Source organism: Hymenobacter mucosus (assembly GCF_900188255.1).
Classification (GTDB): Bacteria; Bacteroidota; Bacteroidia; order Cytophagales; family Hymenobacteraceae; genus Hymenobacter; species Hymenobacter mucosus.
Window position 1 is genome coordinate 36,347 of sequence record NZ_FZNS01000003.1, and the last position, 14,766, is coordinate 51,112.

A 14,766-nucleotide genomic window follows, 5' to 3' on the forward strand; every position below is an offset into this window, starting at 1 on the left:
ATTCTACTTAACCAGCAAGGGCACAGCAACAACCACTGCCCTACCCCCGGCTATACTTCTGCTAATGTCAAAGCTTCGTCAGTTCTTTCAGGAATACCGCCAATACATCCTCTCCGATGGCCTGATGTACGTAGCCTTTATCGTCATCCTAGGACTGATGTTTTTGTTCTTCCGCTAACCCACGTCGTTTCTAGCAGGCCGTTTTGGGTTGAGGCAGAACGTGTATGTCAGGGCTTCGCTGACCACGCTTCAACTCACGCAATACAGTAGGCGCAGCCATCGGCAGATGGCTTAGTTTACTGCGTCGCCGCGTAGTTTGCGGAACCGCTTACGGGCCTCGGCCACGTAGATACTGCCGGGGTATTTCACCAGCATTTGATTGTAAAGCTGCTGGGCCTTGTCGCGGTCTTGCAGGTTTTCTTCCTGAATACTAGCGGCCAAGAACAAAGCGTCGTCGCTTAGCACGTCGTACTTTGGATTGGCCGTGATTTTCTCTAGCGTACCAATGGCGCCTGGGTAGTCGCCAGTGCGGCGTTGCAACTGGGCTTTCAGGTACCAAGCATCGTCTTGCAGAGCGTGGCCGGGGTACTTTTGCAACAGAGCATCAAGGCCACGTAGGGCCTCCGGAATCTTGTTTTGAAATACGAGTTGCTCCACGGCGGCATAGTCATGGAGAGCTACGCCGGCCGTATCCATGGCCGTATTGTCGGTGATGAGCAGACTGAGCTGCATAGCATCATTGGCAATTTCACGGCTAGTAGCTTGCTTCAGAATATCAAGGTGAGACTTGGCCAGTTTAAAGTCGCCGGCGAAATAGCTAAGACGAGCGTTGCGCAGCTTGGCTTCGTACCCTAGCGGCGTATCCTTGTGCGACTTCTCGACCTGCGAATACAGCAGCGTTGCTTCCCAGGGCTCTGCCCGAAGCAGGTAGATGTCCGCCAAATCAATTTTGGCTTGGTCCACTACCTCTAGGCTGGCACGGGGCATGTCGATTACCTCTTGCAGCAGCTTCATGGCGGGCTCTTTCTCATCTAGTTGAAAAGCCATCAAGGCCGCCATACTCCGCAGTACGGGAGCCGTTTCGGGCGTGCGGCCCAGCTCTTGCAGCACCTGCTGGTACTCCTGCAGCAGGCCCCGTAGTTGGGCTACGTTTACGGGGTAGGTAGTGCGCACTTGCTCTTCGCGGGTCTGCACTAGGCGCTGACGCGCCAAGGCGTAGAAGGGCTTGCCCCGATACTCGCGCACCAAGTAGTCGTAGCCCTGAATTGCGCTTTCGTAGTCCTTGTTGCGGCGGGCAATTTCGGCTACTTCCAGCACCCGCTGCCCATCCGTGCGGCCCCGACGGTCGAGGGCTTTGGCTTGGACAAGGGCGCCCGTAAAGTCGCGGCGCTGTACCTGCAACCACAGCAGTAATTCGCTGTACACGGTGCGGTCAGGGTTCTTCTGTACCAAGCCAATGAGCTCTTTCTCTAGCGCCTCAAAGTCCTTGTCTTCTTGCAGGCTGTTTTGCAACATGTTGCGCACAAAGGGCAGTTGGTGCTCATCGTCCTGCAATAACCGTAGCGTTTCACCCATCACCTTATCCTGCTGCCCGCTCTGGGTGTAGAGCTGAATTAGCTGAGGCGAAAACTCAGTGTCGTTTTTGGCTACTTCTCTTCCACGCAAGTAGGTTTTTACGGCCCACTCCGGCAAGCTTGCTTTTTGAAACTCTGCCGCTACGGGCACTACCTGGGCAGTAGTCAGCTGACTTACCACCCGCTCATACTGCTTTTGGGCTGCTGCCTGGTCGTTGGCTTTGGTATACACGCCCCCCAGCAGCACACCTAGCGTGGGGTCCTCTGGGCGTTGCTTGAGCGCGCGCTTTACTAGCTTCTCGGCGTCTTTGTGCTTTGCCAGGTTCTGCAAAGAAGCTACATAGTCGGGCAGAATAGCAGATGCCGTTTGGTCTTCGTTGCGCAGCCGCCCGAAGAGGTAAACGGCTTTTTCACTTTCCCCCTTGCGCGCATATTCCCGAGCCAGGGCAATGGTGTTGCCTTCGCCCTGGGCTTTCCCCGCGGTAGGAATCAGGAGGTGCAGCCCACCCACCAGGGCCAGGGCTACACCTCCCTTTTGCAAGACCGAACGTAGCTGCATCTTCATAAAAGCAGAACTAAAAAAGTAGTAAGGAAGTGCGCCCGCAGGCTGCTACCATCCAGTGAAGGAGCAACGGCCGTCCTTGCCTCCCCCGTTCAAAAGTCGAGGTATAAAGTTGCGGCGCTGCATCAACGCCAAAAACAAAAAGGGCCGTACCCGAAGGTACGGCCCTTTTTAATTCTTGAGAACAGTATGGTTTAGAAGAACTTCGTGCGCTCGTCTTTCACGTTGGCATGCTGCTTAATGGCCTCATACGTAAGGTTGTCGGTGCGGGCAGCGCGCTGGGCCATCAACTGCTGGCGAACAGATTTCACGTCGGTAGGTACTGTAGGCTTTTGTACACTTACGGCTTCTACTACCAGTACACCCTGCTCACCCTGGAAGGGGGCAGACTTCTGACCGGGCTTCAGCCCGAAAGCCTTGCCGACAGCCAAGGGCTCGTTGCCAACGCCAGGGAGTTGGCCAGTGCCCAGCACTACGTTGTCCGCCGTTTTCACTTGGGCGTTGGGGCCGTAGGCTTGGGCCATTTGCTCCAATGAGCCTTTAGCGGCACTCAGCTTCTTGATGATTTGCTCGGCTTTCAACTCGTTGCGCACCAGGGCAGATACTTCTGGCTTCACGCTGGCAACGTCGGCAACTCCTTTCGTCCGCTCGCCAGTCAGAACCGCAATAACGTACTGGTCACCAATTTCAAATACTTCCGATACATCTCCTACTTGGGTAGGAGTGCCTTCGGGGTTGAAGCCGTAAGCCCAGCGTACCAACTGACGAGCACCTTGCAGGTTATTCACGGCTTGCTCGCCGCGGCCGAGGCCTTTGGCTTCTACTTTCTGCAAAGACTTATCCTTGGCTACTGCCTTCCGGAACGACTCTAGGTCGGTAGCTTCGCCCTTCAACTGCTGCGCTTTCTGGTAAGCTGCGTCGCGGGTAGCATCGGTAGGCTGAATGGTCTTTTGCACAGCGGCCACCTGGTAGGTCTGGGTGGTTTTGGGCGCGGTGATTTTGATGATGTGGTAGCCGAATGACGTTTTTACCGGAGCAGGTAGCAACCCGGCCGACGTAGCGCCGAATACTGCCTTCTCAAACTCGGGTACCATGCGGCCTTGCTGGAACCAGCCTAGGTCACCACCGGTGGTGGTAGTACCGTCGGTACCATACTGGCGGGCCATAGCGGCAAAGTCGGCACCGCCTTTGATTTTGTTCAGGATATCGGTGGCTTTGGCTTTGGCCGCAGCATCAGCTTCGGGCGTGGTACCCTCCGGCTTAATCAGGATGTGGCTAGCACGAGCGGCAGCTTGCGCGCCGGCTTTCTGGCCGGTTACTTTAAACAGTGAGTAAGTGCCGTTTTCAGCGTAAGGTCCGTACACTTTGCCTACTTGCAAGGGTAATTGGCTACGAAGCTTCTCCGGCATATCGGCCGGCGAGAGGTAGGCCGCGTTATAGGGCTGATCTGAGTTCAGCTTTGCAAACAGCGAGTCGTTAGGAGCCGTAGTAAACTGGGTAGCCAGTTCGTCTACCGTCTTCCGTACGGTAGCACTATCTTCTACCGAGGCCGTAACCGGAATGGTCACGTATTCAATAGAGCGGCCATCCTCTACTTTGTAACGGCCTTTGTTCTTGTCGATGTAAGCTTGCACCTGCTCATCCGTAACCTTCACGCTCGAATCGGAGATGGTGAAGTAGGGCACCAGTAAGTACCGTACGTTGGCTTTGCTATTCTGAGCTTCGTCGAAGCGCTTGGCTTCGGCAGCCGTTACGTAGGTACTCAGTTTGAGCAGGTTGTTGTATTTCGCAGCTAGACGCTCAGGCCCTAGGTTGGCTTCGAAGTTGCGGAAGGCCTCCTGAGTCTGAGGGGGTAGTTTGTCGAGGTTGCGGAGGTATTCAATAACCTTGGTTTTGTCGAACTGCCCAGTCTGCGGATCAGTAAAGGCTTGCCGGATGCTTGGGTGAATGTTGTTCCCCTGCACCATATCCGTCAACTCATCGTCCGACACTTTCAGTCCTAGCTTGTCAAACTCCTTCTGGAAGGCAATGCGGTAAAGCGTCTGGTTCCATGCCTGGTCGCGCAGGTAGCCCATAGTATTTTCATCGGGCTGGCGGCCTTGCTGAGCAATGAAGGCCTGCTTGGCTTGTTCCAGGGTAGCATTGAACGTCTCATAGTCCACTTTCTCCCCGGCTACTTCGCCCACTACCCGGTCGTTGCCAGCAAAGAGGCTATTGCGGCCGTAGAGGAAGTCCCCCCCCAACATGAAGAGCAGCAGGCCGATGATAATGGCCCCGACTGCCCAGCCCGATTTTTCTCGGATTGTGTTAATTAATGCCATTTACTTGAAAAAAAGCACAGGTAAAAAAGTGGAAAGAGGTGCAAAATAACCAGAAACCCCCGGACATTCAAAGGGCGCGGCGAAGTGAGCTTGTGCGGTAAGCCACGTGGCCTCCTTGGCAGTAGCAAGAATCTGTTGTTCTGTGTATTCGGTGGCTATAATGACACCGGACCTCGCTTCTCCAAAACCTGCCACTGCAGGAGTGGTAGTTTGGACGAAAGGAGGTCCGGAGCCAGGTACTGCACAAGCAGTATGCACACTATACAATATGAGATACTACCGCTTTTTGCCACCCGTTTTTTTGCGGGCGGGGGCAGCGGCTTTTTGGGCGGCTTCCGCGGCCGCCGCGGCTTCCTTGGCGCGCTGCTTGAGGTAGCGGTAGCTGATCAGGAAGCCAAAGGAGAGCATGAAAAGCCAGTAGTTGCGGTACAGCCCATCCATCTTACCGACCGCTAAGGTTTGGTAGCTGGCAATTACAAACGTGACGAGGGCTAGGGAGAACAGAATAGTGCGCCCGAGGCCCGGGTCCCAAAAACGTTTCATGGCAAGCAGCGATTAGCGAGAACTAGCAGGCGCCGGGGCGGAGTTAACATCAAAAACTCCTGTCGGCGTCAGAATGGTGTAGCGGGAGAAGTCTTGGTTAGCCGTTAAGCCTTTCCCCGTCAGTACTTCGGTGGGCGTTGTAACCCGTACTTCGGTGGTTTCCTTGGTATAAATCAGCGCCTTACCTGTGTCGTAGAAAGCTTCTTCGGTATTCATCCGCTGTTGCTTTTCTACGTTTGATACCCGCACGTTGCCGCGCACAATGTACAGGCTCTTCGCCTTTTCCTTCTTGCCGTAGTTGGCCTCAATGGTATTGACCACTTTGCTACCATCTTCCGACAAAAAGGTAAGACTGAGCCCTTTAGGAAAAATCTGGTCGCCATTTTCGAAGTCCTGCTCCAGCGGCGCCTTGAGGCGGATACGCAGCTTAGCTGAGTCGCTAACGAGCATGAGCACGTTTTCGGTTTCTATCAGCGGCCCCGTGTACGAGACTGGTTTGACCACTTCATCGGCTTGCTTCTGGCAGCTATCGAGCAGCAGTACAGCTAGCCCGCTTATCCAGAGCAGATGTCGCCCATACGTATTCATAGTACGTCCGTTACTCAATGCGGCGCTTGATAAACCAGCGGTTGTTGAGCGTGACGCCCAATTGCATGCGCACGTAATCTTCTTTCACGTTACGCTCCGAAACACCCGTTGAGAGGCGCTGCACATCTGTGTTGCCACGCTGCCCATAGATGAAGCCTAAGCTAATGGTTGTGCCGTCGAGCGGAGTAGCCGTGGGAAGCGGAAATGCGAAGCCCCAGCTTACTGCCCGGTCATACAGGGTGTTACCACCGGGGCGGTAAGGCAACTGTGCTACGCTAAGGCCAGCCCGGTAAGTAACGCGACGGAAGTAATTATCTACGGCAGTTGGGTCAGGAGTGAACTCCCCACCAATACCTCCTCGGTAGGTATCGCTCAAGAGCACGCCAGAAGCACCGCCTGCTTCGCCAAAGGCGACGAACTTGGACCACTCCTGCCGCGAGCCATCAAGGCTTAAGCTCCAGTTGCGGTTGTTATCGAAGCTAACACCTACTTGAGCTAGTGCTGGCACGGTAGCTTTACCTGGCGCATCGGTTTCCAGCGCGGTAGAGCTAAGCTGCAACTGCTCTAATGTTTCCCGGTTCTGAGAAATAGAACGCTCCCCATTCAAATTTGACTGGAAGCTGTATACCCCACCCAGGTTGAAATTCACTTTGTCATTCACTTTGCCCCGGTAATGGATGCCGGTTCGGAAAGCAAAGTCAGAGTAATGCACGTGGTAGATGTTCACGTCCCGAACGGTATTGGCGTCCGTTGAAGAAGGCGTAATAACGGTAGTAGCGCGCTGCTGATCAATGCTACCAAACACGTACCCTACCGATGCTCCTACAACCAAGCCCTTAGCAATGCGCACAGAGTGGCTGGTGTACGCTTCAGCTAGGTCGCCGCTACCCTTGTACTCATTGTTGGCCGTTGAATTTGGGTCACCAATAACTGGGTCAACAGTAACCGATTCGTAGTCGACGGAGCTGTAAGGTTTGAGGCCAATAGAGCCAGCCCACCGCCGCGAAATAGGAAAGGCCAGTGCTAGGTAGCTTAGGTTTGCGGAGCCTGTACGCTGAGAGCTTACATTGTTGCGTAGCGTTTTAAACTGGGCACTGTAGCCAGCTTCAAACGTGGTACGCGACGTGTAGTACAGCATGGCCGGGTTCAGCTCGTTCACGTTGGTGCTGTTCGGAGCTGCCACGCCAATGCCACCCATACCCATCTGCCGGACGCCCCCCATGTTGGAGTTCGCATCGCCGAGGCCTAAGCGTGAATAGGGCGAGTTGCCCAGGCCCTGTCCGTAAGCCAACGGAGCTACCAGCAACCCTAGTAGCGAAAGACCACCAGCAAGGCCGGCGAAATTAGGTTGAGACATGATGTACTAAAATTCGATGAAGCCCAATCAGCACGAGCTCCGGTACGACAAAGATAGAGCCTTTCAGCCGGGCATGGAAGAAGGCCGCATCACCACCGGCTAGCACTACTGCTACCTGTGGGTATTGATCTGCGTAGTCGGCCAGTAAACCACGTACTTCAGACGCAGCCCCGTTCAACACGCCACTCCAAATAGCCGATTGAGTATCGGTGCCCGTAAGCGGCACTACCTCGTCGGAGGCAGCAGGCCACTCTAGCAACGGCAAACGCCCCGTAAACGTGTGTAGCGCACGGAAGCGCATACCCAAACCAGGTGCAATGCTCCCCCCACGAAACGTACCCGTTGCATCCACAAGGTCGCACTTGATAGCTGTACCAGCATCTACTATTACCACGTTTCGGTGTGGTAGTAGCCAGGCCGCTCCTACTGCCGCTGCCAATCGGTCGGCCCCCAGCGTCTGGGGAGTAGCGTAAGCATTGCCAATTGGTAGCGGCGTAGCGGCGGGCACGAACTCCAAGACCCGGCCCGGCACAAGCGGTTGCAGTTCGGCGGCCCAGGCAGTAGTAGCCTCTGCTACCGAAGCAACTATTGCGTGAGTGGGTTGCAGCCGTTGCACAGCATCCCGGATTTGGTCCGGCGTCTGGTGCGAGGCGGATTCAACTAGTGCGTCATCAGCAAAGCAACCGTACTTCACGGCCGTATTCCCAATGTCGAGGGCTAGAGTGCGCACTACTAGGCAAGAAATAACTAGTGAAAGGTGAGGTCAGGAAAGCGCAAACGCTACGAAGCATTTGGTTTCACTAAGCTTAGCGCACCTCCAACTAGGTAGCATCTGAGCTTTCCCGATTTTCACCACTAAGAGCCACCCGCTAAGCAGGTGGTTGCGTGCTTACATAAAATACTTCAGGCGAATAACTTCCTTCTCGTTCAGGAAACGCCACTTGCCGCGGGGCAGATCCTTCTTGGTCAGACCTGCGTACTGCACCCGGTCCAGCGTTACGACGTCGTACCCCAAGTGCTCAAAAATGCGGCGTACGATGCGGTTGCGCCCCGTATGAATCTCAATGCCTACAAAGTGGGCATTACCGGCTACTACTGCCACATCATCTACCTCGGCTTTACCGTCTTCCAGTTCCAAGCCTTCTGCAATCTGGCGCAGGTGCTCCTCCGTCAGCGGCTTGTCGAGCTCTACTTGATAGATTTTTTTGTTCCGATTTGAGGGGTGAGAAAGCTTCTGGGCTACCTCTCCATCGTTGGTGAATAGCAACAGACCCGTCGTATTTCGGTCCAGGCGACCCACGGGGAAAATCCGCTCCTTAGAAGCTCCTGCTACCAGTTCCATCACCGTACGACGGCCTTCTGGGTCATCGGTGGTAGTAATGAAATCCTTTGGCTTATTCAGCAGTACATACACCTGCTTTTCCCGGTTCAGATTGGTCTTGCCGTACTGCACCGTATCCGTGGGCTGCACTTTGTAACCCATCTCCGTTACTACCTCACCGTTCACGCGAATCTCACCGGCTGCAATCAGGGCATCGGCCTCCCGGCGGGAGCAGATACCAGCATTGGCGATGTAGCGGTTCAGACGAGTAAGGTCACCGGCTTGGTCGTCTTCTTCGCGGCGACGCTTGTTGCCACGGGTTTTGTCCTCTTCGTAGAACTTTAGGTTTTTGTAGTCAGGAGCTTCGCCCGCTATGTCTCCGCGCTTGCGCTTACCAGCTTGGTTGGAATCTAGGTCGCGGCCCGTATGCTTGTTGCGGGCGGGGCGCTCCTCAAAGGAGCGCGTAGGCCGCTCATCGCGTCGGTCGGTACCGCCAAAACGTTTTTCACCGGTACCACGCGTGTCACGGTCTGCACTATAGCCGCTTGGGCGTGCTGTCCGCTTCTCACCAAAGCTACCTCCACCGTAGCCACCTTCACGGCGCTCCGTTGCTTGACGGCGTGGGGGCTGTTCATTGGCGTCTAGCTCGCTTGGCCGACCACGATAGTCGAAAGGCCGAGCACTACGCACTTCACGGTCAGGGCCACTTGCGTCCCGGCTGCGGTCAAAGCCTGCATCGGGGCGGGGTGCGAAGGTGTTGCTACGTGGGGCCGGAGCATCCTGCTCGTATGGGTTCTGCTTGTTGAACTTACGGTTCCGCTCGCCAGGTGCACCGCGTGGTACGGTAGGCTTGCCTTCCTGCTGGTAGGGCTGGCCCTGCCACGTTTTCCTAGCCTCGTAGGGGCGTACTGGACGCGCCTCTTCGCCGCTCCGGTCATTGTCACGCCGGTCATCGAAGCGACGCGGAGCGCGCTCGTTACTAAAGTCGCGCCCTGCACCAGAGCGCTGCCCAAAGCCGCCGGGGCGTCCTTCCCCACTGCGGTTGAAGTCACGACCACTCGATGGACGCTGACCAAAGCTGCTACCTGTAGCGCCAAACTTCTTGGAACCACCAGAGTTGGAAGTGCCAAATTTCTTAGGGCCGCCAAATCCGCTGCCCGTGCTACGACCAAATCCTGACCGGTCGTTGGGAGCGTCGCTGCGGTTGCTGCCAAAACGGGCACCACCGGAAGTGCTCCGGTCGTCGCGGCTAGAGCCTGAAAACTTGCGGGATCCTTCGCTACCAGGTGCGGTGCGGGAGGGACGACGGTTGGGCGCATCGCCCGAGTAATGTTTCTTGCCCATATGGAAGAAGCGTAAGTGCCGTATCGCTACGGTACAAGTGAAATAAGTAGTGCAAAGAAAGACGGTGTACACCGCAAAGGCGAAACCACCAGTCTAAGAAAACAGTGCCCGGACTATCGGCTCGGTCTTCAATGAAAGACTACGGCCGCTAATCCGGGCTATGCGTAAGTAGTGTAATGCGCTAGTCGCGACGGGCCATCTTGGCCTCAATCGAATGTTGCGTGTGGGGTACAGCACGCAGGCGTTCTTTCGGAATCAGCTTACCGGTGCCAATGCAAACTCCATAGGTGCCGTTTTTGATGCGTACTAGGGCATTCTCGAGCTGTTGGATAAACTTCATCTGGCGCGAAGCCAGCTGGTTCAAGCTTTCCTTCTCAGCCGTGTCGGCGCCATCCTCCAATACCTTCGACGACGAAGCCGTGTTATCGGTACCAGAGTCGTTCTTCCGGCTTAGCGTTTCTTTAATGAACACTACCTCCTTACGGGCGGCTGTGAGCTTGTCCTGAATGATTTGCTCAAACTCAGCCAGCTCCTCCCTGGAATAGCGTAGGGGTGCTTCACTCATGTTAATGCAGGAAGATTAATGGTGATTGACGATAATTAGAATCCCAGCCAGTAGTAGGCCCTAACCCGTTGGCCATCCAACAGATGGCACAGGAAATTAGTTTACCACACCAACTTCCGTCTTGCCCCGTGAAGAGCTAGGGTGTGGCACTCCCACTACAACAGGGTGTTTCCGGGCACAAAGCTACGCTTTTGTCTCCGAATCAACTATTAGCCACTAACGCTCAACCGTTCAGGTTCAATATCCTGCCAGAAAGCGCTTCCATATTTGGAATGACGTAGTCTCCTACTGTTAGAATCCGAGCATGTGAATAGCAGCTACTGCTGCTTCAACGCCCTTATTACCATGCTTGCCACCTGCCCGATCCCAGGCTTGCTCGAGGTTGTTGGTAGTTACCACCCCGAATATGACGGGTTTGTTAAATTTCAGGGCAACGTTGGTTATCCCGTTGGCTACCGCATGACAGATGTAGTCATCGTGCTTAGTGTCGCCTTTGATAACTACGCCTAGACAGATTACAGCGTCTATCTCCTCATGCTGTGCTAGCAATTGCGCCCCCAACGTTAGCTCAAAGCTACCGGGTACAGTGTTCCGAAATACATTCTCTGCTTTGGCCCCATGCTTGAGTAGCGTTTCTAGTGCGCCTTGGGCCAGGGTATCCGTAATGTCGCGGTTCCACTCCGCTACAACCAATCCGAAGCGCTTCTCGGAGATATCAATAAAATGGTCGGACGTATAGTCACTGAGGTTCTTGAGCGAAGTAGCCATGTAAGGCAGAATTTACTAGGTGCAGAAAATCACTTGGGGTACTGCCGACAAAGATAGGCCGAACGCCTCCTTCGTATAGTAGTTCTCAAAACAAGAAGAGGCAGCCAGTGGCTGCCTCTTCTTGTTTTAAACTGTTGGGCTAAGCTTGTAGATGCTGACCTACTTGCCAGCCAAACCCTCAGCCCGTGCCTTATATTGACGAGCTTCCGCGGCCTCAGCAGCAGCTGGATATTCCGTCAGGATCTTGTCGTAGGCGCTGATAGCTCCCGCGTAGTCATTTGCTTGTTCCCGGGCAGTAGCCTCCTTCAGCAAATAGATAGGCGAGAAGTACTCGTTGGCATTGTGGTTAGCTGCCTTGTTGTAAAAGTCAGCAGCTTCCTTGTTCTGGTTTTGCTCCAGATGGGCGTCTCCTAGCAGAGCGTAAGCCCGAGCTTGCACCAGCAAGTCATCGGAGCTAAAGTCTTCCAAGAAATCGACTGCTGCCTTAAAGTTACCCTGCTTGAGAGCAGCGGCACCCGCGTAGAAGTTGGCTAGGTTTCCAGCGTCGGTTCCACTGTACTCGCTAGCTATGCGCTCCAAGCCCAGGTTCCGTCCGTCGCCTTTCATTGCCTGCTGCAAAGAATCGGCTTCCCAATAATCCACTGCCTGGAACATAGCCGCCTGCGCTTTGCCATCTTGTGAAGAGCGCCATATGTAGTAGCCAAAGCCACCAGCCACAGCCAGCACTACCACGGCTAGTAGCCCTAACAGTACACTCTTGTTACGGCGCAGGAAATCTTCCGAGTTTGCTAGCCGGGTAGCCAGTGCGTCGGGGTCTTCCAATAGCGGGTGCTCCGGGTTGTACGCCTCCACTGGTTGGAGCGGATCGGACGTCACCTGTTGCTGCTGGCGGGCCTGGGGACTTTTGCCCGTGAAGGGAATTTTGGACATGAGGATAACTCAAAAAGGCGGCGTGAGGCCTACTTAACTTGCGCGCCGTACTAGTCGCGGATATAAGGATAATCCTGCTGTACGTACACGTCTTTATATAGCTCGTCGGCCGTTGGGTAAGGCGAATTTTCGGCGAAGTCTACCGACTCTTGTACCTGTACTTTAATCTTGTCATCAATGGCCGTTAGCTCCTCCTCAGTAGCCATGTTGTGCGTGAGGATGGTGTGGCGTACGGATTCGATGGAGTCGCGCGAGCGGTAATCTTCTACTTCTTCCTTGGTACGGTACTTCGCCGGGTCGCTCATGGAGTGGCCCTTATAGCGGTAGGTCTTGAACTCTAGGAACGTTGGGCCTTCGCCAGCACGAGCACGCTCAGCAGCCCGAGCTACCGCGTTATGCACGTCTTCTACGTTCATCGCATTCACGGGCTCCGAAGGCATGTCGTAGCTCTCACCTAAGGTGTAGAGTTCGGTTACGTTCGAAGTACGCTGTACCGAAGTACCCATAGCGTAGCCGTTGTTTTCTACCACGAAGATGACAGGCAGCTTCCACAGCATAGCCATGTTGAAGGCTTCGTGCAACGCACCCTGACGAACCGCACCATCGCCCATGTAGCAAATGCACAGGTTGCCCGTTTTGTTGTACTTCTCAGCAAAGGCAATTCCAGCTCCCAAGGGAACCTGCCCACCTACGATACCATGACCACCGATAAAGTTTACGTTCTTATCGAAGATGTGCATGGAGCCACCTTTGCCCTTGGAGCAGCCGGTTGCTTTCGCAAACAGCTCAGCCATGATGGCGTTTGGTGAGGTGCCCAGCGCTAGCGGGTGAGCATGGTCCCGATAAGCGGTAATCCACTTATCGTCTTTGGTCAGGGCCGAAACGGCTCCGGCAACGCATGCCTCCTGACCAATGTAGAGGTGACAGAAACCTTTAATCTTCTGTTGACCGTAGAGCTGACCAGCCTTCTCCTCAAACTTGCGCATGAGCTGCATTTGCTCATACCACTGCAAGTACGTCTCCTTCGGAAACTCAGGGGTTTCGGGTGTCGTCGCTCGTGGAGCGCCGGTTGCGGCTAGAGCCTCTTCGTTCGAAGGGGGCAATACCGGATCTGGTTGCTTTACCGTATCGGTCGCAGCCTTTTTGGTTGCAGCTTTCGGGGCCGACGATTTTTTCGCCGAATTGGAAGCCTTTGGGGCAGCCTTTACTTTCGTCTCCGCCATCTTGCTTTCGGTTGTTCGCGTTTGGGATGCGAAAGTACGTAAAAGGATTGCAATTCCGAACCTCGCATGACTCTCGAAACGCTGCACCTACTTTTCTTTAAAAATTACGATGAAGCCAATCTGCGCTTCTCTCCTCATATCAACTGTTTCGTAGGTGATAATGGCAGCGGTAAAACCAATTTACTAGATGCTATTCACTACCTCTCGCTAACTAAGAGTGCTTTCACGTCTACTGATGCAAACAGCATTAAGCAGGGCGAAGAGTTCTTTGTGGTAAAGGGGCGCTTTCAGTCAACAAAGGATGACAAAGGCGAGCTAATTCAGTGCAGCCTGCGTGCTGGTCAGAAGAAATCTGTGCTACACGACAAGCAGCCCTACGACCGCATCTCTGACCATATCGGGCGCTATCCGGTGGTTCTCATCTCTCCCTACGACACGGACTTGATTCGGCAGGGCAGTGAAGAGCGCCGTAAGTACTTCGATAGTCTTATCTCCCAGCTCGACCATGAGTATTTGGAACTACTCATCAAGTACTCCTATTTACTTAAGCAACGTAACTCCCTGCTCAAGCTTGCCACGGATAGACAAGGTGGCTATGACCGTGAGTATTTGCTTGTGCTTGACGAGCAACTGGCTCCACTTGGAGAGCAGCTTGTGGCACGCCGGCAAGAATTCCTGCACGAGTTTGAGCCCATCTTTCAGCGCCACTATGAACTACTTGCTGATGGGCGGGAGCAGGTGACCCTCACATATAAGAGCGACCTTCCAGGGACAGACTTCTTAAAGCTACTGCGGCTACAGGAGCGAAAGGACCTGAGTCTTCAACGAACTACTGTGGGCCCCCACCGCGACGATGTCACGTTTCTGATGGATACCATGCCTGTAAAAGGCTACGGGTCCCAAGGGCAGCAGAAGTCTTTTGCCATTGCGCTTAAGTTGGCACAGTTTGAAATCGTTGCAACTCGTCAGCAGCAAAAACCCCTGCTTTTGCTTGATGACATTTTTGACCGCTTGGATGAGAAGCGCATTACTCGCCTCATGCAACTCGTGGCAAACCGCACATTCGGGCAAATATTCTTGACCGACACGCACTTGGAGCGTACCGACCAAATTCTCTCTGCCCTATCTGATGACATCGCCCGGTTCCGAGTGGAATCGGGGGTTGTGAAGCCGCTGTAGGACCCTAGTTAAGTATCTTTGTAGGGGTGCCGCTGCTTTGGCATCTGCGCGAACTTCGCGCGCGTTATTTTACTGCAATGGCATTTAAGAAACTTCCCTTGTCTGAAAATTCCCGTCAGTCAGACATCGTTCCGCTGAAGGACGGAATTAAGTCGCTGCTACGGGCCTACCGGCTTCAGGGAAAGCTAAATGAAGTAGTGGTAGTAGCTAGCTGGGAGAAGGTCATGGGAAAGGCAGTTGCTTTAAAAACCCAGGAAGTCTACGTGAGCAACAGCAAGCTTTTTGTTCGTCTCTCCTCCGCCCCACTCAAGCACGAGCTTGTAATGGCTAAGACTCGCGTTTTAGAAATCATCAATGCTGAGGTCGGTGAAGAGGTTATCAAGGAAGTGGTCTTTCTCTAACACCCCCCTTTCTCCTCAAGGTAGTTATATCAGTCCTTCCCTTCACACCCTTTGTAAGCCGCCGTCCAAGGTTCTGCCTTGGGTAGCGGC

13 protein-coding genes are annotated in these 14,766 nt (G+C 54.3%); 2 read left to right on the plus strand and 11 right to left on the minus strand.

Features of this window, described 5'->3' with window-relative positions:
* Positions 1-291: 291 nt before the first annotated feature.
* From CHB83_RS07355 to pdhA, 11 genes are all read right to left on the minus strand, one after another.
* Positions 292-2,139: a tetratricopeptide repeat protein gene (locus tag CHB83_RS07355; RefSeq protein ID WP_245855302.1), complete on the minus strand. Its 1,848-nt coding sequence runs from the start codon at positions 2,137-2,139 to the stop codon at positions 292-294.
* A 191-nt stretch (positions 2,140-2,330) separates the two neighbouring features.
* A complete protein-coding gene (locus CHB83_RS07360; RefSeq protein WP_089332165.1) occupies positions 2,331-4,457 on the minus strand; it encodes a peptidylprolyl isomerase in 2,127 nt (708 codons plus the stop codon).
* A gap of 276 nt (positions 4,458-4,733) precedes the next feature.
* Positions 4,734-5,000, minus strand: coding sequence for a hypothetical protein (locus tag CHB83_RS07370; RefSeq protein WP_089332166.1), 267 nt, complete (start codon positions 4,998-5,000; stop codon positions 4,734-4,736).
* Between the two features lie 12 nt (positions 5,001-5,012).
* On the minus strand, positions 5,013-5,588 hold the full coding sequence (gene lptC / locus CHB83_RS07375) for an LPS export ABC transporter periplasmic protein LptC (protein WP_089332167.1): 576 nt from the start codon (positions 5,586-5,588) through the stop codon (positions 5,013-5,015).
* Between the two features lie 10 nt (positions 5,589-5,598).
* Positions 5,599-6,945, minus strand: coding sequence for a hypothetical protein (locus tag CHB83_RS07380; protein ID WP_052695461.1), 1,347 nt, complete (start codon positions 6,943-6,945; stop codon positions 5,599-5,601).
* Positions 6,932-7,675, minus strand: coding sequence for a type III pantothenate kinase (locus CHB83_RS07385; RefSeq protein ID WP_089332168.1), 744 nt, complete (start codon positions 7,673-7,675; stop codon positions 6,932-6,934). The genes CHB83_RS07380 and CHB83_RS07385 overlap by 14 nt, the downstream gene beginning before the upstream one ends.
* Before the next feature lie 159 nt (positions 7,676-7,834).
* Entirely contained in the window at positions 7,835-9,610 is a 1,776-nt protein-coding gene (locus CHB83_RS07390) for a pseudouridine synthase (RefSeq protein ID WP_089332169.1), read from the minus strand.
* A 181-nt stretch (positions 9,611-9,791) separates the two neighbouring features.
* Positions 9,792-10,175 (minus strand): TraR/DksA family transcriptional regulator, encoded by a 384-nt coding sequence (locus CHB83_RS07395; RefSeq protein WP_045689880.1) that lies wholly within the window; start codon positions 10,173-10,175, stop codon positions 9,792-9,794.
* 291 nt (positions 10,176-10,466) lie between these two features.
* A complete protein-coding gene (gene ribH, locus CHB83_RS07400; RefSeq protein ID WP_045689881.1) occupies positions 10,467-10,943 on the minus strand; it encodes a 6,7-dimethyl-8-ribityllumazine synthase in 477 nt (158 codons plus the stop codon).
* A gap of 159 nt (positions 10,944-11,102) precedes the next feature.
* On the minus strand, positions 11,103-11,873 hold the full coding sequence (locus CHB83_RS07405) for a tetratricopeptide repeat protein (protein WP_089332170.1): 771 nt from the start codon (positions 11,871-11,873) through the stop codon (positions 11,103-11,105).
* 50 nt (positions 11,874-11,923) lie between these two features.
* The gene (gene pdhA / locus CHB83_RS07410; RefSeq protein WP_089332171.1) at positions 11,924-13,096 is read right to left on the minus strand and encodes a pyruvate dehydrogenase (acetyl-transferring) E1 component subunit alpha; all 1,173 of its coding nucleotides are present in this window, start codon (positions 13,094-13,096) and stop codon (positions 11,924-11,926) included.
* 66 nt (positions 13,097-13,162) lie between these two features.
* On the opposite strand from pdhA, the gene recF reads away from it, so the two are divergent.
* Together recF and CHB83_RS07420 are read left to right on the plus strand one after the other, a co-directional pair.
* On the plus strand, positions 13,163-14,275 hold the full coding sequence (gene recF / locus CHB83_RS07415) for a DNA replication/repair protein RecF (RefSeq protein WP_089332172.1): 1,113 nt from the start codon (positions 13,163-13,165) through the stop codon (positions 14,273-14,275).
* A gap of 26 nt (positions 14,276-14,301) precedes the next feature.
* A complete protein-coding gene (locus CHB83_RS07420) occupies positions 14,302-14,676 on the plus strand; it encodes a DUF721 domain-containing protein (protein ID WP_236705085.1) in 375 nt (124 codons plus the stop codon).
* Positions 14,677-14,766 lie beyond the last annotated feature (90 nt).